The organism is Telluria mixta (assembly GCF_029223865.1).
Classification (GTDB): domain Bacteria; phylum Pseudomonadota; class Gammaproteobacteria; order Burkholderiales; family Burkholderiaceae_D; genus Telluria; species Telluria mixta.
In genome coordinates this window covers 6,688,369-6,708,016 of sequence record NZ_CP119520.1, presented here as the reverse complement: position 1 = coordinate 6,708,016, position 19,648 = coordinate 6,688,369, and the positions used below count along the sequence as shown (strand labels likewise).

The window sequence follows — 19,648 nt, the reverse complement described above, 5'->3', positions numbered from 1 at the left end:
TAAACCGTAAGTACACGACCGGCGAACGACGAGTCGCCGGCGCTGCAGGAGACGACGATGACGAATCAGGCACAGAACCGGCATATCGACAACGTGATGTCGGTGGCCATGCACGGTACCGCCGCAAATGGCGCCAACGAGTTGATCCACAACTCGTGGCGCCGTTGCGTGAACGACTACGGGCTCGATCCGGCGCGCCCGAAGGCGCCGCACATCGTGACGTCCGCGACGCTGCGCGCGCACCAGGAACAGATCGAGGAATTCATGCAGGTGGCCCGCGTGGGCATGGAGCAGATGTACAAGCGCGTATCGAGCCTCGGCTACGTGCTGCTGCTGACGGATGCGCAGGGCGTCACCGTCGACTACATCGGCAACGACGTACGCGCGCCGGAGCTCAAGAGGGCCGGCCTGTACCTGGGCGCGGAATGGAGCGAACGGTCGGCCGGCACGTGCGGCGTGGGCACCTGCGTGGCCGAGCAGACGGCGCTGACGTGCCACCAGGACGACCACTTCGATCCGACCCACATCCCGCTGACGTGTTCCGCCGCGCCCCTGTTCGACCCGGAAGGCAAATTCCTCGCGGTGCTCGACATGTCCGCGCTGACGTCGCCCACGTACAAGGAAAGCCAGCATCTCGCGCTGCACCTGACGATGATGTATGCGGAAATGATAGAGGATGCGAACTTCCTGCGCCATTTCCAGGACCGCTGGATCCTGCGCCTCGGCACCGCGTGGGCGCTCGTCGAGGTGAGCGGCGAGATCATGCTGGCCTGCGACGACGACGGCATCGTGGTCGGCGCCAATACGGGCGCGCGCCGCCTGTTCGGCCGCGCGCCGGGCGACATCGTCGGCCAGCCGTTGACGGCGCTGTTCGACCTTGCGCCGGACGATTTGCTGCGCCTCGCGCGCGCCGGCACGATGGGCGAGCGCTCGCTCGTCACGCGCGGCTCGAACCAGATGTTCTATGCGAGCGTGAAAGCGCCGCGCCAGCGTCCCGCGGCGCGCAACACCGTCGTCGAGGTGGCGGACAGCGTCGCGCCCGCGCACCATCCGGAACTGGATTGCCTGGCCGGCGACGACAACACGATGCGGCGCCTGCTGGACCAGGCCAAGCGCCTGCTGAATCGCAAGCTGAACATCCTGATCCACGGCGAGACAGGCACCGGCAAGGAAGTCATCGCCAAGGCGCTGCACCGGTCGAGCGTACGCGCCCACAAGCCGTTCGTCGCCGTGAACTGCGGCGCGATTCCCGAGTCGCTGATCGAAAGCGAGTTGTTCGGCTACACGGCGGGCGCGTTCACGGGCGGCCGCGCGAAAGGCATGAAGGGCCTGATCCTGCAATCCGACGGCGGCACCCTGTTCCTCGACGAGATCGGCGACATGCCCCTGCACCTGCAGACCCGGTTGCTGCGCGTGCTGTCGGAAAAGGAGGTCCTGCCGCTGGGTGCCGATAAACCCGTTCCCGTGGACCTGACCGTGATCGCCGCATCGCACCGCGACCTGCGCAACCTGATCAGCGCCGGCAGCTTCCGCGAAGACCTGTATTACCGCCTGTGCGGTGCGACGCTCCATCTGCCGGCGCTGCGCGACCGCGCCGACAAGCGCTACCTCATCGAAAAGGTCCTGGCCGAGGAGGGCGAACTGCTCGGCATGGAGGCGCACCTGTCCCTGGACGCCATGCACGCGATGCTGTGCTTCGCGTGGCCGGGCAACATCCGCCAGCTGCGCAACGTGCTGCGCTTCGCGCTGGCGGTGTCGGACGGGCACACCATAACGGCGGCCGACCTGCCGCAGGAATTGACCGAGCAGTTTTCCGGCATGCCGGCCGCGCCCGTGGTCCCGGCCATTACGTCCGGCGGCGAGGATTGCGAGGCGGCGCCGCTGCTCGACGCGCTCGTGCGCCACAAGTGGAGCGTGACCAAGGTGTCGGAAGAGCTCAACCTCGCCCGCGCCACGGTCTACCGCTACATGAAGAAGTACGGCATCGTGCCGCCGAACCAGCGCTGACCGTCACGCCAGGCCCGTCTGGAGCGCATCCCAGACGGGCGCCATCCTTTCCGCCACCCACACCAGCGACACCATCGCGACGCCCAGCGCGACGCAGCGGCGCACCCGCCCGTCCTGGCCGGGCACCGCGCGCCGCGCACCCGCCAGCAGCAGCCACACGGCTGCGCCGACCAGCAACTGGCCCGCTTCCACGCCCACGTTGAACGACACGAGCGATGCGGCGACGTTCGGCCCCGTGTCCGACAACAGTTCGCGCAGCCCGACGGCGAGGCCGCAGCCGTGCACGAGGCCCACGACGAAGGTCAGCGCCGGCGCGCCGCCGTGCTGCCGCCTTCCCATCATCAGCAGCGCGGTGCCGAGCACGGACAGCGCGATGAGCAGTTCCACGCCGGGGATCAGCCAGGGGCGGTCGGGCAGCAGGCCGTAGAAGCTGGCCGCGATCGAGCACGCATGCCCCACGCTGAACGCCGTGATGCGCAGGGCGATCGCACGCGCCCGCAGGTCCGCCGCGACGAGGCAGACCACCAGCAGCAGATGGTCGAAGCCTTCCAGGATGTGGGCGGCTCCCGCGCGGATGAACTGCCAGGCCGACAGCCACGGCGGCGGATTGACGTCGATGGCCGCGCCGTCCATGCGGTACTGGTCGGTCGTGCCGGCGCGGTGCGACAGCAGGATCGTGTTCAGCGGCGCATCGCTGAGCGTTCCCGGCGCGAGCGTGCCGGCGAAGCGGAACGCCGCCGGGCGCACGCCGGGATAGGCGATGGCGGTGTCCAGCACGACGTCGCCGATATCCGGCATCTGCGCCGGCAGCGGCGTGGGCGCCCCGGCCGCCGCACGCGCCTGCGCGGGCGTGGCGAACGGCGGCACGCTGCCCTTCACGTGGACGGCGGCCGCCAGCACCCGCGGCGCCACCGCCCGGCCAGCGACGGACACCGTGTGCGCGGCGGCGAGCACCCGGGCCGCCGCGAGCGGATCGACAGCGGCCGTGTCCACGTAATGGAACCACTGGCCGCTTTCCTTGCGCGAGACGACGTACGGTGCCTGGCCTAATGGTGCAAGCGACACGCGGTAGTACGCGGTCATGCCGGCGGCGTCGTAGGTGAAATGCACGACCCGCACGTTGACCCGGCCGTCGAAGTGCGCCCACGCGCTGGCGGGCAGGCACATCGCGACGAGGACCGCGGCGCAGATCGCGACGCATTTCGCGGCCAGCACCGCCATCGTCGCCGGCTTCATTTTGCCGGGGCGCGCGGATCCCACAGGGCGCGCCTGGCCGTCTTTTCGTAGGCCATGCCCTTGGGCGTGCTGACGATTTCCAGCTGCAGGCCCCATGGCGCGAGGAAGTACATCCACGTCAGGCCGGCCGCCGGACCTTCCGTGAACGTGCTGGGCGCGCCCAGTGTGCGCACGCCTTTCGATTTCAGGTAGGCGACCGCCTTGTCCATGTCGTCGACGTAGAACGCGAGGTGATGGCCGCCGACGTCGCTGTTGCGGGGCGGCGTCTTGCCCTGGCCAGGGGCCGAGTACTCGAAGATCTCCAGGTTCGTGCCGTGGCCGCAGCGGACCATCTGGAAGCGCTTGATCTCGGCGCGCGGATTGACGTTCAGGTGCACGTTCATCCAGTCGTCGGCGAACTTGAACGCACCGAGCTTGATGGATTCCTCGCAGCCGATGACGTCGACGAAGAAGCGGACCGCGTCGTCCATGTTCGGTACCGTGAGCCCCACGTGGTGGGCGCCTTCCATGCCGGGCATGCCGGCGTGGGCGCTGAAGGGCAGGGCCAGTGCGAGGGATGCGGCGGCGAGTGTGTGCTTGAAGTTCATGCTGTCTCCTGATGATGTGGTGGTCCGCCGTCGCTGCGGCGGCATCTATCGGAGAGCAAATTGCAAGCCAGGCCGGCGCAAGGGCCGCATGCCCCTGCGTCGGCCGGCCCGGGGCCGCGCGGACGGCACATCTGTCGCGCGCGCCCGCAACATCTGTCGCAGCGCGCGTCAGCCGTGCGCCGCCGCCACGTCGCCGATGACGGAGTGCGGCGCGACGGGCAGCACGCGGCCATCGACGACGAGGCAGGGCAGGTCATGCACGCCGAGCGCCATCGCGTCGAACGCGGCGTCGGGGGCGAGGCCGAGGTCGACGATGGCGAGGCCCGGCATGGCCGTCCGCAGGACGCGCGCGATGTCGAGGCACACGTTGCAGCCGTCGTGGTAGAGGGTCGGGGTCATGAGGTCTCCTTGATGTGGATGCCGGCCAGCCAGCGGCGCAGCAGTTCGTTGCCCGCGAGGGCGAGATCGCGGCCGTGGCGGGCGGTCGCGGCGCGCAGGGCGTGCAGGTCGATGCCGGCATGGGCCAGTTCCACCGCATGCCCGGTCAGCCATTCCTCGAGCGCGGCGGCAAACTCCACGTGGCATTGCAGCGCCAGCGCGTGGCTGTCCACCGCGAAGGCCTGGCAGGGCGTGCCGTCGGTCGCCGCGAGGCTCGCTACGCCGTCCGGCGGCACGATGTTATCGCCATGCCAGTGCAGCACCGGGATGCCGCGCAGGGCGTCCAGCGGGCCCGCGCCAGGGGCGACGTCCAGGCGCGACCAGCCGATCTCCATCGCATGCCGGCGCTCGATGCGGCCGCCGAGGGCGACGGCCATCAGTTGCGCACCGAGGCAGATGCCGAGCGTCGGCCGGCGCAGCGCAAGCCGCTGTGCCAGGCCGTCGATCTCCGCGTCCAGCCACGGATACGCCGCCGCATCGCCGGCGCCGATCGGGCCGCCCAGCACGACGACGAGGTCCGCGTCGCGCCATTCGTCCGCCGACAGCGGCGCCGCTCCCGCATGGCGGTATTCGATCGCGTAGCCGGCGCGTTCGAGGGGATCGGCAAACGTCCCGAGATCCTCGAAGCGCACGTGATAAAGGGCGAGGCACTTCATCATTTGGCGCGCAGGCGGACGTGCGGGAAGTCGACCGGCACGGTGAAGGCGACGTTCACGTAGTTGGTGAAGAGGTTCAGGGCCACGTGCGCCATGATCTCCATGATCTGCCCGTCGTCGAAGCCGGCGTGGCGCAGCGCATCGACGTCGGCCGCATCGATCTTGGCGCGCTGGCGCACGACGCGGACGGCGAAGGCCAGTGCAGCGGCCGTCTTCGGATCGGGGGAGTGTCCGGCCTGCGCCGCGGTCATCTCGTCGGCCGTCGCGCCGGCCTTGCGGCCCAGGACCGTGTGCGCGGCCAGGCAGTATTCGCAATCGTTGATGTCGGCGACGGCGACGGCGATCTGCTCGCCGAGCTTCGCACCGAGCGTGCCGCCGCCGAGGGCGCCGAACGCGCCCCACATGCTGGCCAGCGCGGCCGGCGAATTGGCGACGGCACGGAACATGTTCGGCGTGGCGCCGAACGCGCCGTGGATCTGGTCGAGCAGGTTGCGCGATGCCGGGGTGGCGGTGTCGCGGGTCTGGAGGGCGAGGCGTGCGGTCATGATGGTTCCTTTCGTGTTGAACTGCATTAGGAGTCCTAAATAATTAGGACAAAAAAAACCTTAGGCGAACGCCGTCCAGTTGCGCCGTTCCGTGACCGGATCCGTCGGTTCCTGTTCGGCGCAATCGATCCTGAGGAAAGCGATCGGCAGCGGCGCCTTGACGAGTGCGCAGTGGTGCGGGGCGGGACTGCCCGGGAACTTGTTCGCCTCGAAGTAGCGGCACGACAGGCATGCGCGCAGGGCGGGGAAGCGCTCGGTCTTCTGCAGTTCCGCGATCAGCTTGAACAACCCGACGAGCAGCCGCTCCTGCACTTCCCGGTCGAGCGCGGCCGCGGCATCGTCCGCGAACCCCAGCGCCTTCGCCTGCTTTTCGGCCAGCGTCTTGCCGGCGTCCGTCAGCCATAGCGCAGTTGCCCGCTTGTCGTCCTCGGCCCGGTCCTTGCGCACGAGCCCCTTGGCGACGAGGGCCGCCACGGAATCGCTGGCGCTCGCCGCCGACACGGACAGCTGCACCGCGAGCCACGACAACCGCACGCCATGCGTGCGGTCGCGCAGCAGCTGCAGGATGTCGGCCTGCGTCGGGTTCAGGTTCTCCGCCGTCGCGAACTCCCACATGCCCGCCCGCAGCACGCTCGCGACGCGGTTGATCGCGACGACGATGCGGGCCGAGATGTCCGGGGTGCCATCCCATGGGGTTTCGGGTTTCAGTTCCATGGACGGCATCATAACACGGTCCGAATATTAATCAAGAGTCCTAACTAATATTTTTCGCGCCGGCGTTGTAGACTGGGCATAGCCAAGGAGAAGCAAATGGATGACCTGACGAGAGCCGACATCATCAAGACGAGCTGGGGGATACACCGCGTGGTCGAGGAGCGCCTGCTGGGCCACCCCGCGACACGGGGCACCGAGGACTGGCTCGACAAACAGCGCCTGCTGCTGGCCGACATGGCGATCCACCTGCTGCAGACGGCGCTGAAGCCGGGCGAGATCGAGCTCGACAAGCTCAGGAACAACCTGCACGCGGTCCTGACGATCTCGGACCAGTTTCTGCCGCAAGCCGGCCTGAAACAGGCGACCGCGACTATTTACGACGGCGGGTGACGCGCCAAAAGGTGATAAAGTGCGGCCCGGCATAACCATCATCTTGAGAATCGCATGAGAGATTTCGCGCCAGACGCGGCAGACATGGCACCGTTCGACGCCGCCTTCCTGCACGATCCGTATCCCACCTACCGCCGCCTGCGCGAGACGGGACCGGTGCTGTGGCGCGACGACGTGTTCCAGGGCGCGTGGGTCCTCACGCGCCATGCGGACATCGAACTGGCGCTGCGCGACCCGCGCTTTTCGTCGCAGCGCACGGGCGGCTGGGTCAAGCGCATCCCCGGCGTCGACGCGAGCTTCGCGGGACGCCGCGCCCAGGCCGGACTGGACCTGTTCCAGCGCCTGTTCGGCAGTGCGATGGTCTTCCTGGACGGCGACGAGCACCAGCGCGTACGCAAGGCGATGGCGGCCGGTTTTCATCCGACCTTGATCCGCACCTTGCGCGCCGACGTCGAGCGGCTCACGGACGAACTGCTGGACGGCCTCGACGCGCACGCCGGCTTCGACTTCATCGCGCAGGTCGCGCGTCCGCTGCCGTCGCGCGTCATCGGCATGATGCTGGGCATAGCCCGCAAGGACGAGGCGCGCTTCATGGCATGGTCGGACGACCTCGCCGCATTCATCGGCGCGCTGCAACCCACGGCCGAGCAGTTACGCGCGGCCCAGCGCAGCCTGCTGCAGATGGTGCGCTATTTCGACGCGTTGCTGCCCGCGCGCAGGGACGCCCCCGGTACGGACCTCGTCAGCCGCCTCCTGCAGGCCGAAGCCGCGGGCGAATTGCGGGCGGACGGCGAGCTGCTGGCGCAATGCGCGATGCTGCTGTTCGCCGGCCACGAGACGACGCGCAACCTGCTCGGCAACGGCCTGTACACCCTGCTCACGCACCCGGACTCTTGGGCGCGACTCGTCGCGGACGAGGAGGGCATGACCCTGGCCATCCGCGAACTGCTGCGCTACGACAGCCCCGTGCAATACACGGGCCGCCGCGTCGCCACGGACCTGACCCTGCACGGCACGACGCTGAAGCGGGGCGACCTCGTGATCGCGCTGATCGGCGCGGCGAACCGCGATCCGGACCGTTTCGCCGATCCGGACACGTTCGACATCACGCGCCGCGCCGGCAGCCACCTGTCGTTCGGCAGCGGGCCGCACGTGTGCATCGGCGCCGGGCTGTCGCTGCTGGAAGCCGACGTCGTGCTGCGCGCCGTGCTGCGCCGCTGGCCGACGCTCCGCCTGCGCGACGCGGCGCCGCGCTGGAACGGCATTGCCGGCCTGCGCGGACTGGCCGCGCTGCCCGTCAGCGTTTCGTGAAGCGCTCGACGGCGTCGTAGTTGACGCCGTTCGACTTGACCTCGACCAGTTCGCCGCCCACGATGGCCAGGCCGTCGAACGGCGCCGGCTCGGCCGCGTAGATCCGGTCGGGCACGCACACGGAACCGCCCGCGTAATCGATGCACCAGTTGGGCTGGCCGTCGACGATCTTGCGGCTGACGAAGGTGCCCGTCAACGTGACGCTGCGCTGGGGCTGCTGCGCCGTCATCTTGTCGATGGAGGCGGCGACCGACCCCGGCATGATGGAGGAGGCGACGGTGCCGACATAGGTCGCCGTCGTGGCCGCGCTCCACACCTGCGTGGCGATGATGTCGCCCGTGCAGGCCGTGTTGGCGTAGTAATTGGTCGTGACGGCGATCGTGAGCGCATTGCTGGAGCCTGCCGCGCGCGCGATGACGGCCGTGTCGATCGCGTGCGACGCGCACGCGGACGTCCACGTGCCGACGTACGCGTCGAGGTTGCCGCTGCTGGACACGGGCGGCGTCAGCGGGGTATTCCCCGAGCCGGCATTGCCGCCGCCACCGCCGCAGGCGGTCAAGGAGGCCGTCAGGCAGGCCGCGAGCGCGGTGGTAATCATTCTTCTTTTCATCTCACTCTCCTGGCATCAGCTTCTGGAAGGCTGTTCAAGAGTGATGATACGCGATCAGCGCACGCCCAGCTGCTGCAGGATCTCGCGGTCGATCGCCTTCAAGGGCACGGACTTCTCGACGCCGCCCCGTTTGACGGCTTCCTTCGGCATCCCATACACGACGCAGCTCTCCTCGTCCTGCGCGACGGTGCGCGCGCCCGCCTTGCGCATCTCGAGCAGACCGGCCGCGCCGTCGTCGCCCATCCCCGTCATGATGATGCCGAGCGCGTTCGCGCCCGCGTGCCTGGCCACGGAGCGGAACAGCACGTCGACGGACGGACGATGGCGGTTCACGAGCGGGCCGTCGATGACGTCGACGTGGTAGTTGGCGCCGTCGCGCCGCAGCAGCATGTGCTTGCCTCCCGGGGCGATCAGTGCGCGGCCCGGCAGCACGCGGTCGCCGTGGCGCGCCTCGCGCACTTCGATCTGGCACAGGCCGTTCAGGCGGTCGGCGAAGGCGGCCGTGAATTTTTCCGGCATGTGCTGCACGATGACGATGCCGGGCGTGACGCGCGGCAGCGCCGTCAGCACTTCTTCCAGCGCCAGCGTGCCGCCCGTGGACGTGCCGATGGCGACGACGCGCTCGGTCGTGCGCAGCAGGGGGCGCGCGTCGGCGGCGGCCGGCAGCACGGCATCCGCGCTCAGCTTCGCGGGGACCGGCGCGGGCGCAGAGGGCACGCGCGCGGCGAGACGCCGCACGTTGACCTGGCTCGCGGCGCGCACGGCGGCGATCAGCTCTTCCGCGCTCTCGCTGAGGAAGTCCTTCAGGCCCAGCTTGGGCTTGGTGATGATGGACACGGCGCCCGCGGCCAGCGCGGCCATCGTCGTCTCGGCGCCTTTTTCGGTCAGCGTCGAGCAGATCACGACAGGCGTGGGCCGCTCCGCCATGATCTTGCGAAGGAACGTGATGCCGTCCATGCGCGGCATTTCCACGTCCAGCAGGATCACGTCGGGCCAGGCCTGCTTCATGCGCTCGATGGCGAGCAGCGGGTCGGCCACGGCGTGCAGCAGGCGGATGCCGGGCGCGGATTCCAGCACGGCGCCGACGACCTTGCGCACGACGGCCGAGTCGTCGACGACCATCACATCGATTGGTTTCATGCGGATTTACGGTAAACGGTAGACGGAGGGAATCACGGGACGCACCACGTCGCCCATGTCCTGCAGGCTCTCCGAGTGGCCGATGAACAGGTGGCCGCCCGGCTTGATGCGCTGCATGATGCGCGTGACGACCTGGCGCTTGGTGTCGCCGTTAAAGTAGATCATCACGTTGCGCAGGAAGACGAGGTCGTAGGTGCCCAGGTCGCCGGGCAGGGCCGTGTTCAGGTTCACCTGGCGGAAGTGCACGCGCTCGCGCAGGCTGCGTTCCACGAGCAGCGTGCCCTGCTGGTCGCGGATGCCCTTCAGGCAGTAGCGGCGCAGGTAATCCTGCGGCACGTGGGTCGCGCGCTCCATCGGATAATGGCCCGCGCGGGCACGCTCCAGCACGCGCGTGCTGATGTCGGAGGCCGTCACCTCCCACGGCGCCGATCCGAGCACGTCGGCCAGCACCATCGCGATGCTATACGGTTCCTCGCCGGACGAGCAGGCGGCGCTCCACACGCGGAAGGGTGCATTCGCCCGCAGCGACGGGCGCGCGGCTTCCGCCGCTTCGCGCAACAGCTCGAAATGGCGCGCCTCGCGGAAGAAATAGGTCTCGTTCGTCGTCAGCAGGTCGACGGCCAGCTGCACCTCGTCCTTGTGCGCGCCGTCCGTCAGCAGGCGGAAATAGGCGTCGTACGAGGGCAGGCCGAAGTGCTGCAGGCGCTTGGCGAGGCGGCCGCTGACCAGCGCCTTCTTCGAATCGGACATCGAGATGCCGGCGATATCGAAGATGAACCGCTGGAAGCGCGCGAACTCGCCCTGGCTGATCGCACAGTGCTGCATGGCGCTCAGGCGGCGAGGGCGTCGGCGGCCGGCAGGTCGGCCAGGCCGTCCAGCGCCAGCACCTGCTGCACGTTCAGCAGGATGACGAATTTGCCGTTCAACTTGCCCATGCCGGCGATGAAGTCGCCGCGGATGCGCGTGCCGAACGACGGCGCCGGCTCGATCTCGGATGCCGGGATGTCCAGCACGGCGCTGACGGCATCGACGACGACGCCCGTCAACTGGCGCTCGCCGTCGTGTTCCAGCTCGACGATGACGATGCACGTGCGCTTGCCGGGCACGGATTGCGGCCGGCCGAAGCGGGCCGCGAGGTCCATCACGGGCACGACGGCGCCGCGCAGGTTGATCACGCCGCGGATCGAGTCCGGCATCATCGGCACGTCGGTGATGCCGGAGAACTCGATGATCTCCTTGACGGCCATGATGCCGATGCCGAAGGCTTCGCCGCCCAGCATGAAGGTGAGGTATTGGGCGGACTGGCTGTCGGTCGCCGCGTTCGATGCTTTATTCGTCTGGTTCATTCGATCACCACCGGTCAGAAATTGGTGAAGCTGGCTTCGTCGGGCGCGGCCATCGATGGCGCGGCACCGGCCAGGCGCAGCGTGGAGCGCTTCGCGCGGGGCGCCGGGCGCGTGCGGGCGGGCTGGCCCGCGGCGCCGGCCGCCAGGCGGAAGAAGGCCATCGTCTGCTGCAGCTGTTCGGCCTGGGAACTCATTTCCTCGGCCGTCGCCGCCAGCTCTTCCGAACTGGACGCGTTCTGCTGCGTCGTCTGGGACAGCTGGCCCACCGCCGCGTTGATCTGGCCGACACCGGCCGACTGTTCTTCCGACGCCGCCGTGATCTCCTGCACAAGGTCGGACGTCTTGCGGATGTTCGGCACCATCTGGTCGAGCAGGGTGCCGGCACGTTCCGCCAATTCCACGCTGTTGGTCGCCACTTCGCCGATCTCCTGCGCCGCAACCTGGCTCCGTTCGGCCAGCTTGCGCACCTCGGCCGCGACGACGGCGAAGCCCTTGCCGTGCTCGCCCGCGCGGGCCGCCTCGATGGCCGCGTTCAGCGCCAGCAGGTTGGTCTGGTAGGCGATGTCGTCGATGATGCCGATCTTCCTGGCGATCTGGTTCATGGCCACCACGGTTTCCTTCACGGCCGCGCCGCCTTCGGTCGCTTCCTGCGCGGCCTTGGTCGCCATGCCGTCGGTGACTTTCGCGTTCTCGGTATTCTGTGCGATCGACGCCGTCATCTGCTCGATCGACGCGCTGGTTTCTTCGACGCCGGCCGCCTGTTCGCCCGACGCCTGCGACAGCGATTGCGCGGTCGCGCTCACCTGTTCGGAGGCGCTGGCGAGGGAATCGGCGGCCGCGTTGACCTCGGCCACCACCTGCGCCAGCTTGTCTACGGTGTTGTTGGCGTATTGCTTCAGCTTGGCGAACTCGCCCTCGTAGGACTTGTCAATGCGCTTGGTCAGGTCGCCTTCCGACATCGCGCCCATCACGCGCACCACGTCTTCGATGGCATCGCGGGTGGTCGTCACGAGCTGGTTCAGGCCTTCGCCCATCTCCTTCTGGAAGCCCTGCAGGCCCGTGAGTTCCACACGCTCGTCGAAGTTGCCGCGGTTGGCTGTCTGCACGACGCGACGCTGTCCCTCGATCACCTGCGTCAGCTTGTGCACGGTGTTGTTCGTATATTCCTTCAGTTCGCCGAACGCGCCCTGGTAAGGCTTGTCGATCTGGTTCGACAGGTCGCCGCGCGACACCGCGCCCATCACGCGCACCACGTCGGCGATGCTGGCGCCGGTAGTCGTCATCAGCTGGTTCAGTCCTTCGCCCATCTCCTTCTGGAAGCCCTGCAGGCCCGTAAGATCCACGCGCGCATCGAAATTCCCGCGGTTCGCGGCTTCCACCGCGGCGCGCTGGCCTTCGATGACCTGCTTGAGCTTCGCGACCATGCCCTTGACGGCGGCCAGCATGCTGGCGTCGTCGCCCGACCGGGTCCGGATCTCCACGTCCAGGTCGCCGCCGGCGATGCGCGCCATGATGGCTTCCGCGTAGGCCGGTTCGCCGCCGAGCTGGCGCAGCAGGCTGCGGGTGATATAGAAGCCGAGCAGACCCACGGCCGCCAGCGTCGCGAGCGAGAAGGCGAGCGACAGCGTCTCGGCCGAGTTCTGGATGGCCACGGCCGTCGCGCCGCCGTTCCTGGCCATTTCCTCGTTGTACTTGCGATGTTCGTTGAACGACGTCCAGTTCTTGTCCACGACAGCGGCGTTAGACAACAGCATGTCGCGCGCCTCTTCGCTCCGGTTGTTGCGCGAGATCTTCAGCACGTCGTCCGCCAGGCGCTGGTAATCGGCGAGGCTGGCGCGGTCGGCTGCGAGCAGGGCCTTGTCCTTGTCGTCGGACACGAGCCCTTCGTATTTCTTCAGGGCCTCGTCGATCTTGCGGCGATGCTCGGCGATCTGGACGTCGATCGCGGCCATCCTGGCGGAGTCGGTCACGGCGATGTGCTGCCAGATGCGGGTCCGCAGCAGCGCCAGCTGCTCGAACGCCTCGTCGAGAGCGATGAAGCTGGGTACGGAATTGACCGTGCCGTAGCTCGCCGCGTCGTACACGCGGCCGATCTGGACACGCGCCATTGCGGTAAGGCCGGCGATGCCGATGAGCGCCGCCAGCACGAGCAACACCATCTTCTTTGCGACTGTCATGATATTTCCTCAATGTTAAATAGAGCACGCGCTTCAGAAGCGCGTGAAGCTGGCCTCGTCCGGCGCGGCGGCGGCCGCGAGCACTTGTCCCGCGAGCGCCTTCGCGCTGCCGCGCCGCGTGCGGGCCGGCTGGTCGGTCACGGCCTTGCGCGCGCCCTGCGCGGCGTCCAGGCGGAAGAACGCCATCGTCTGCTGCAGCTGCTCGGCCTGGGAACTCATCTCCTCGGCCGTCGCCGCCAGTTCTTCCGAACTGGACGCGTTCTGCTGCGTCGTCTGGGACAGCTGGCCCACCGCCGCGTTGATCTGGCCGACACCGGCCGACTGTTCTTCCGACGCCGCCGTGATTTCCTGCACGAGGTCGGACGTCTTGCGGATGTTCGGCACCATCTGGTCGAGCAGGGTACCGGCGCGTTCGGCCAGCTCCACGCTGTTGGTCGCCACTTCGCCGATCTCCTGCGCCGCAACCTGGCTGCGTTCGGCCAGCTTGCGCACCTCGGCCGCGACGACGGCGAAGCCCTTGCCGTGTTCGCCCGCGCGGGCCGCTTCGATGGCCGCGTTCAGCGCCAGCAGGTTGGTCTGGTAGGCGATGTCGTCGATGATGCCGATCTTCTTGGCGATCTGGTTCATCGCGGCCACCGTTTCCTTCACGGCGGCGCCGCCTTCGGTGGCTTCCTGCGCCGCCTTGGTCGCCATGCCGTCGGTGACTTTCGCGTTCTCGGTGTTCTGCGAGATCGATGCCGTCATCTGTTCGATCGAGGCGCTGGTCTCCTCGACGCCGGCCGCCTGTTCGCTCGACGCCTGCGACAGCGATTGCGCGGTCGCGCTCACCTGTTCGGACGCGCTGGCGAGGGAATCGGCCGCGCCGTTGACCTCGGCCACCACCTGCGCCAGCTTGTCGACCGTGTTGTTCGCGTATTCCTTCAGCTTCGCGAACTCGCCCTCGTAGGACTTGTCGATGCGTTTGGTCAGGTCGCCTTCCGACATCGCGCCCATGACACGCACCACGTCCTCGATCGAGGCGCGGGTAGTCGAGACGAGCTGGTTCAGGCCGTGACCCATCTCTTTCTGGAAGCCCTGCAGGCCGGCCAGTTCGACACGGCTGTCGAAGTTGCCGCGGTTGGCGGCTTCCACCACGCGCTGCTGTCCGTCGATTACCTGGGACAGGCGCGTGATCATGTCCTTCATTGCGCGCAGCAGCTGGCCCGTTTCGTCCGTGGACGTCGCTTCGATGTCGATCGCGAGGTCACCCGCCGCGAGACTGTCGGCCGCCTGCACGGCCTTGTGCAGCGGACGGGTCACGCTGCGGCTGATCAGGAAGCCGAGCGCGATGCCGACCAGGATGCCGATGGCGATGGCGCACAGCATCAGGGTGCGGCTGTTGTTGTACACGGTCGTGGTCTCTTCCGACGCCGTGCGGGCATTCGCTTCCTTCATGCGCGACAGCTCGGTCATCGCGTCGTCGACCTTGTCCACGATGAGGCGCACTTCCTTCAGCGCGTACTCGGCGGACTTGCGGTCGTGCTGCTGCAGGCCGGCCGCTTCTTCCTTCTTCGCCATCGCGATGGTCGCGTCCTGCGCTTCGATATAGGTCTTGTAATGGGCCTCCATCTCGGCGAATTTCTGCTTGCCGGCCTCGGTATAGAACAGCGGCCGTGCCTTGTCCAGGTTCGCGCGCGTCATCTCGCGCGCCTTCATCAGGGTGTCGAGGTAGGGCGCGGCGTCGACCGACGGCAGCGTTTGCGCGAGCAGGTAGTTGCGGATCGCGCGCGCCTGGTAGACCAGGTCGATGTTGGCTTCCTTGATGTACGAGAGGCCCTGCAGCTCCTTCTCGTACATGCGGTCCGCCATGTCGTTGATGCGGCTGGCGTTCGAGATGCCGATCGCGCCGACGACGGCGCTGATGGCGGCCACCAGCACGAAGCCCCCGATCAGGCGGGTGCCGATTTTCATGTTCTTGAACATTGTGGTTTTCCTTTAAAACCGGGTGAAGTCCGTTTCGTCCGCCGGCTCGGCAGCGAAGGCAAGTGCGCCATGCCCCGTCACCTTCGCGCCGTGTTTCGTCGCGAGGACCGGCCGGCCCTGGCGCCGGGGCGCGGCGGCCGGGCCGTGGCCGGGCACGTGCGCCAGTTTGAAGAACGCCATCGCCTGTTGCAGCTGCTCGGCCTGGGAACTCATTTCCTCGGCCGTCGCCGCCAGCTCCTCGGAGCTCGACGCGTTCTGTTGCGTGGTCTGGCTCATCTGGCCGACCGCTGCGTTGATCTGACCGACGCCGGCCGATTGCTCTTCCGATGCCGCCGTGATTTCCTGCACGAGGTCCGACGTCTTGCGGATGTTTGGCACCATGCGGTCGAGCAGGTTGCCGGCGCGTTCCGCCAGCTCCACGCTGTTCGTGGCCACTTCGCCGATCTCCTGCGCCGCCACCTGGCTGCGTTCCGCCAGCTTGCGCACCTCGGCGGCGACGACAGCAAAACCCTTGCCGTGTTCGCCGGCGCGGGCCGCTTCGATGGCGGCATTCAGCGCCAGCAGGTTGGTCTGGTAGGCGATGTCGTCGATGATGCCGATCTGTTTCGCGATCTGCTTCATGGCGACGACCGTGGCCTTCACGGCTTCGCCGCCTTCGGCCGCTTCGCGCGCGGCCTGCGCGGCCATGCCGTCGGTGACGCGGGCATTTTCCGTGTTCTGCGCGATCGATGCCGTCATCTGTTCCAGCGAGGCACTCGTCTCTTCGACGCCGGCTGCCTGCTCGGACGCCGCCTGCGACAGCGCCTGCGCCGTCGCGCTGACTTCTTCCGACGCGGACGCCAGCGACTGCGCGCCGCCGTTCACGTCCCCGACGACCTGCGTCAGCTTGGCGATCATGTTCTTCATCGCGGCCAGCAACTGGCCGGCCTCGTCGCGCGAGTGGCTCTCGATGTGCACCGTGAGGTCGCCGGCCGCCAGGCGGTCGGCCGCATCGACGGCGACGCGCAGCGGACGGGTGACGGACAGCGTGATGAAGGCGGCCACGCACAGCGCGAGCAGGGCGGCGCCCGTCGTCATCGCGAGCACCAGCCGGCGCGTCTCCTCGTACGTGCTGCGCGCCTCGTCGGCCCTGTCCTGCATCTTGTCCGACTGGTGCTTGGCGAGTTCCTCGACGGCCGCGATCAGTTCGCGGTTCAGCGGGACGTACGTCTTGCTGACGAATTCCGCCGCATGCTGGCGGTCGCTGCGCACCAGGCCATAGAACTGGGCATACGCCGGTTCCAGGGCCGCATGCTTGTCGGTGATCTGCTTGAGCATCTTCTTGCCGGTCTCGCTGGCGACGAGTTTCGTCAGCTCGGCGATGCGACCGTTCGTGTCCGCGCGCAGCTGTTCGATCACCTTGCGATAGCGCTCGTTCTCCGCCTCGTCGCCGGTGAGCAGCATGCCGCGCATCTGGCGCGGGGCGTCGACGACGTCGCGGATCAGGTCCTTGGCGATGACGACCTTCGGGTACGCGTCCGCCGTGATGTAGGCGGTGGCGTCGTTCATGGCCGCCATGCGGTTCGTGGCCAGCAGGGCGATCGCCAGTAACAGCAGCAGTACCGCACCGAAGCCGAGGCCCAGGCGGATGCCGATTTTCAGGTTCTTAAGCACGTTGGCTCTCCACTTCAGTTCAATGTCAGGCCGCCGCGGCCTGGCTTTCGTTTTCGACGCCGGCCAGCAGGGCCGCCATGTCGAGGATCAGTGCGACCTCGCCGTTGCCGAGGATCGAGGACCCGGACAGGAAGCGCGCGCCGGCGAACACCTTGCCCAGCGGCTTGATCACGGTCTGGAACTCGCCCAGCAGGCTGTCGACGACGAGGCCCGCCTTGCGGCCGCCGTAGCGCACGACGACGATGCTGCGGCGCCGTGCCGGCACGCCGTCAATGCCGAATCGTTCGCGCAGGCGCACGAAGGGCAGGGGTTCGCCGCGCAGGTCGACCCAGTCGCAGTCGGGCTGTTCGACGAACTCGATGCATTCCTCGACCATGTCCATCGGGATCACGAACACGGACTTGCCGACGCCGACCTGGAACCCGTTGATGATCGCCAGCGTGAGGGGCAGGCGCACCGCGACCGTGGTGCCTTGTCCTTCGGTGCTGGCGATGTCCACGCTGCCGCGCAGGGCGACGATGTTGCGCTTGACGACGTCCATGCCGACGCCCCGGCCGGACAGGTTCGTCACCTGTTCCGCCGTCGAGAAGCCCGGTTCGAAGATCAGGTTGAAGATTTCCTTGTCGGTGAGCGTGCGGCCCGGCTCGACGAGTCCGCGCTCGACGGCCTTCGCGAGGATGCGGTCCCGTTTCAGGCCGCCGCCGTCGTCCGACACTTCGATCACGATGCTGCCCGAGTCGTGGTACGCGTTCAGCGCGACGGTGCCTTGCGCCGGCTTGCCGCGCGCGGCGCGCACGTCGGCCGGCTCGATGCCGTGGTCCATCGCGTTGCGCACGAGGTGCGTGAGCGGGTCGCCGATCTTTTCGACGACGGTCTTGTCCAGTTCCGCATCCTCGCCGCTGACGTCCAGGCGGATGTCCTTGCCGAGTTCGCGCGCCACGTCGTGGACGACGCGCTGGAAGCGGTTGAACGTGGCGCCGATCTTGACCATGCGCAGCTGCAGCGCGCTGTCGCGCACTTCTTCCACGAGGCTGGACAAGGTCGACGTGCATTCCAGCAGTTCGGGGATCTGCGTGCGGCGCGCGACGAGGTTGGCGCCGGCGCCCGCGATGATCAATTCGCCCACGAGGTTGATCAGACGGTCCAGCTTGTCCGCATCCACGCGCACGGAACGGTTTTCCTGCTGCTGGCGCGGCGCTTCCGGCGCCTGGCGCTGCTTCGCGAGGGCTGCCTCGACGACGGGCGCGCGTACGGCGCCCTGTTCGACGAGGATGGCGCCGATCGGCTGGGCCGGCGCGCCGCCGGCCGCCTGCGCCGCCAGCGCGTGTTCCAGTTCATGCGCCGTGACGCTGCCGCAGCGCACGAGCATCTGGCCCAGGCGTTCGCGCTGCGCCGGCGCCTCGTCCAGCCAGGCGAGGTATTCGGCGATGCGGTTCTCGGGCGGCAGGATGCGGATCGCGCAGTCGTCGCGCACGAAGTCGAACACGCCGTCGATCGTGGCCTTGTCGGCCGTGCTGTGGAAGCCGATCTCGAAGCCGAGGTAGCACGACTCCGGATCGAATTCGTCCGGGACCGGCAGCGCGTCGGCGATCGTCGCGATGCCGGTGACGGTGCCCAGCTGGCCCAGGTAGCGGATGAACGACAGCGGGTCCATGCCGTTGCGCAGCACGTCGCGGCCGAAGCGCAGCGAGATGTGCCAGTGGCCGGCGGCGCCGTCCCTCGCTTCGGGTTCATGCGCGGCGCCGGCGGACACCGGTGCGGCGCCGCCGTCCAGGTAGGCCTGCAGTTGCGCGACCAGCGGCGCGCCTGCCGCGGCGAGATCCGCGTCGTCCAGCGTGCCGTTTTCCACCGCATCGACGAGCGCGCCGATGTGGTCGCGGCACGCGAGCAGCAGCGCCACCAGTTCGTCGCCGACGGGGATGGCGCCGTCGCGTACCTTGTCCAGGACGCTCTCGGCCACGTGCGTGAATTCCACGACGGGGTCGAGACCGAACATGCCGGCCGAGCCCTTGATCGTGTGCGCCGCGCGGAAGATCGCATTGACGGCGTCGGGGCCGTCGCGGGTCACGGCGAGCAGCGCGGTCTCCATCTGCTCCAGCAGTTCGCGGCTCTCGGCGATGAAGGTGGCCGTCACCTGGTCGATGTCGATGCTCATACCGGTTCTCCTTCGGCCGTCATGCCGAGCAGCGCGAACGCGTCGCGCACGGCGGGGCTGGCGCCCTGCAGCACGAGCGCCTTGCCGAGCCGCTGTGCTTCACGCCGCGCCACGAGCAGCAGCTGCATGCCTGCGCAGTCGAATTCCGTCACCTCCGAGAGGTCGAGCGCGGGCGCATCATTCGCGCGCACCGCGTCCAGCAGCACGGGATGCAGCTCGGCCGCGCGGTAGATCGTCATCTCGCCTTCGACCGCCAGGCATGCGGCGGCCCCTTGGCTCGTTTCGCCAATAATCGTCATTGCATCATTGCTCCGGGATGGCCGGCGTGCGCCGGCGCGGTGGATCAGCCGAACGTCAGCTTCTGGACGGCGGCCAGCAGGGCTTCCGGCTTGAACGGCTTGACCATCCACGCTTTCGCGCCGGCGGCCTTGCCCTGTTCCTTCTTGTCGTCCTGCGACTCGGTGGTCAGCATCAGGACCGGGGTGAACTTGTAGGCGGGACGGGTCTTCAGCTCGCGCACGAACGAGATGCCGTCCATGTTGGGCATGTTGACGTCGCTGATGATCAGGTTGACCTTCTGGCCGGTCAGCTTGGCCAGCGCATCCTTGCCGTCGACGCCTTCGATGACGTCATAGCCGGCCTGCTTCAGTGCGATGCCGACGACCTGGCGGATCGAGATCGAGTCGTCGACCACCATGATGGTTTTTGCCATGTGTAACTC

General features: G+C 68.1%; 19 protein-coding genes. 3 read left to right on the top strand and 16 right to left on the bottom strand.

Features of this window, described 5'->3' with window-relative positions:
- Window positions 1–57: 57 nt before the first annotated feature.
- Window positions 58–2,007: a sigma-54-dependent Fis family transcriptional regulator gene (locus tag P0M04_RS29535; protein WP_259450114.1), complete on the top strand. Its 1,950-nt coding sequence runs from the start codon at window positions 58–60 to the stop codon at window positions 2,005–2,007.
- Window positions 2,008–2,010: 3 nt separating this feature from the next.
- On the opposite strand, the gene P0M04_RS29530 is transcribed toward P0M04_RS29535, so the two are convergent.
- From P0M04_RS29530 to P0M04_RS29505, 6 genes are all read right to left on the bottom strand, one after another.
- Window positions 2,011–3,267: a HupE/UreJ family protein gene (locus tag P0M04_RS29530; protein WP_259450113.1), complete on the bottom strand. Its 1,257-nt coding sequence runs from the start codon at window positions 3,265–3,267 to the stop codon at window positions 2,011–2,013.
- A complete protein-coding gene (locus tag P0M04_RS29525) occupies window positions 3,240–3,830 on the bottom strand; it encodes a VOC family protein (protein WP_259450112.1) in 591 nt (196 codons plus the stop codon). The genes P0M04_RS29530 and P0M04_RS29525 overlap by 28 nt, the downstream gene beginning before the upstream one ends.
- Before the next feature lie 168 nt (window positions 3,831–3,998).
- A complete protein-coding gene (locus tag P0M04_RS29520; protein WP_259450111.1) occupies window positions 3,999–4,229 on the bottom strand; it encodes a hypothetical protein in 231 nt (76 codons plus the stop codon).
- Window positions 4,226–4,927, bottom strand: a complete 702-nt coding sequence (locus P0M04_RS29515; RefSeq protein ID WP_259450110.1) for a glutamine amidotransferase — start codon at window positions 4,925–4,927, stop codon at window positions 4,226–4,228. Before P0M04_RS29515 ends, P0M04_RS29520 begins: the two co-directional genes overlap by 4 nt.
- Window positions 4,924–5,469, bottom strand: coding sequence for a carboxymuconolactone decarboxylase family protein (locus tag P0M04_RS29510; RefSeq protein WP_259450109.1), 546 nt, complete (start codon window positions 5,467–5,469; stop codon window positions 4,924–4,926). The genes P0M04_RS29515 and P0M04_RS29510 overlap by 4 nt, the downstream gene beginning before the upstream one ends.
- Before the next feature lie 60 nt (window positions 5,470–5,529).
- Window positions 5,530–6,183: a MarR family winged helix-turn-helix transcriptional regulator gene (locus P0M04_RS29505; protein ID WP_259450108.1), complete on the bottom strand. Its 654-nt coding sequence runs from the start codon at window positions 6,181–6,183 to the stop codon at window positions 5,530–5,532.
- Between the two features lie 96 nt (window positions 6,184–6,279).
- Here P0M04_RS29505 and P0M04_RS29500 point away from each other — a divergent pair, with 96 nt between their 5' ends.
- A complete protein-coding gene (locus P0M04_RS29500; RefSeq protein WP_259450107.1) occupies window positions 6,280–6,573 on the top strand; it encodes an ELKS/Rab6-interacting/CAST family protein in 294 nt (97 codons plus the stop codon).
- 54 nt (window positions 6,574–6,627) lie between these two features.
- Window positions 6,628–7,884 (top strand): cytochrome P450, encoded by a 1,257-nt coding sequence (locus tag P0M04_RS29495; protein WP_259450106.1) that lies wholly within the window; start codon window positions 6,628–6,630, stop codon window positions 7,882–7,884.
- On the opposite strand, the gene P0M04_RS29490 is transcribed toward P0M04_RS29495, so the two are convergent.
- From P0M04_RS29490 to P0M04_RS29445, 10 genes are read right to left on the bottom strand one after another with little or no spacing between them, the layout of a single operon-like run.
- Window positions 7,871–8,494 (bottom strand): hypothetical protein, encoded by a 624-nt coding sequence (locus P0M04_RS29490; RefSeq protein ID WP_259450105.1) that lies wholly within the window; start codon window positions 8,492–8,494, stop codon window positions 7,871–7,873. The genes P0M04_RS29495 and P0M04_RS29490 overlap by 14 nt on opposite strands.
- Window positions 8,495–8,548: 54 nt before the next feature.
- Window positions 8,549–9,634 carry a protein-glutamate methylesterase/protein-glutamine glutaminase gene (locus P0M04_RS29485; RefSeq protein WP_259450104.1) on the bottom strand — a complete coding sequence of 362 codons (1,086 nt, stop codon included), beginning with the start codon at window positions 9,632–9,634 and terminating at the stop codon, window positions 8,549–8,551.
- Between the two features lie 6 nt (window positions 9,635–9,640).
- Entirely contained in the window at window positions 9,641–10,459 is an 819-nt protein-coding gene (locus P0M04_RS29480) for a CheR family methyltransferase (RefSeq protein ID WP_259450103.1), read from the bottom strand.
- A 5-nt stretch (window positions 10,460–10,464) separates the two neighbouring features.
- Window positions 10,465–10,980, bottom strand: a complete 516-nt coding sequence (locus P0M04_RS29475) for a chemotaxis protein CheW (RefSeq protein WP_259450102.1) — start codon at window positions 10,978–10,980, stop codon at window positions 10,465–10,467.
- 14 nt (window positions 10,981–10,994) lie between these two features.
- Window positions 10,995–13,157, bottom strand: a complete 2,163-nt coding sequence (locus tag P0M04_RS29470) for a HAMP domain-containing methyl-accepting chemotaxis protein (RefSeq protein WP_259450101.1) — start codon at window positions 13,155–13,157, stop codon at window positions 10,995–10,997.
- A gap of 33 nt (window positions 13,158–13,190) precedes the next feature.
- Window positions 13,191–15,119: a HAMP domain-containing methyl-accepting chemotaxis protein gene (locus P0M04_RS29465; protein WP_259450100.1), complete on the bottom strand. Its 1,929-nt coding sequence runs from the start codon at window positions 15,117–15,119 to the stop codon at window positions 13,191–13,193.
- A 12-nt stretch (window positions 15,120–15,131) separates the two neighbouring features.
- On the bottom strand, window positions 15,132–16,772 hold the full coding sequence (locus P0M04_RS29460; protein WP_259450099.1) for a methyl-accepting chemotaxis protein: 1,641 nt from the start codon (window positions 16,770–16,772) through the stop codon (window positions 15,132–15,134).
- A 25-nt stretch (window positions 16,773–16,797) separates the two neighbouring features.
- Window positions 16,798–18,921, bottom strand: coding sequence for a chemotaxis protein CheA (locus tag P0M04_RS29455; protein WP_259450449.1), 2,124 nt, complete (start codon window positions 18,919–18,921; stop codon window positions 16,798–16,800).
- Window positions 18,922–18,923: 2 nt separating this feature from the next.
- Window positions 18,924–19,226 carry an STAS domain-containing protein gene (locus P0M04_RS29450; RefSeq protein ID WP_259450098.1) on the bottom strand — a complete coding sequence of 101 codons (303 nt, stop codon included), beginning with the start codon at window positions 19,224–19,226 and terminating at the stop codon, window positions 18,924–18,926.
- 44 nt (window positions 19,227–19,270) lie between these two features.
- Window positions 19,271–19,639 (bottom strand): response regulator, encoded by a 369-nt coding sequence (locus tag P0M04_RS29445; RefSeq protein WP_259450097.1) that lies wholly within the window; start codon window positions 19,637–19,639, stop codon window positions 19,271–19,273.
- Window positions 19,640–19,648: the final 9 nt, after the last annotated feature.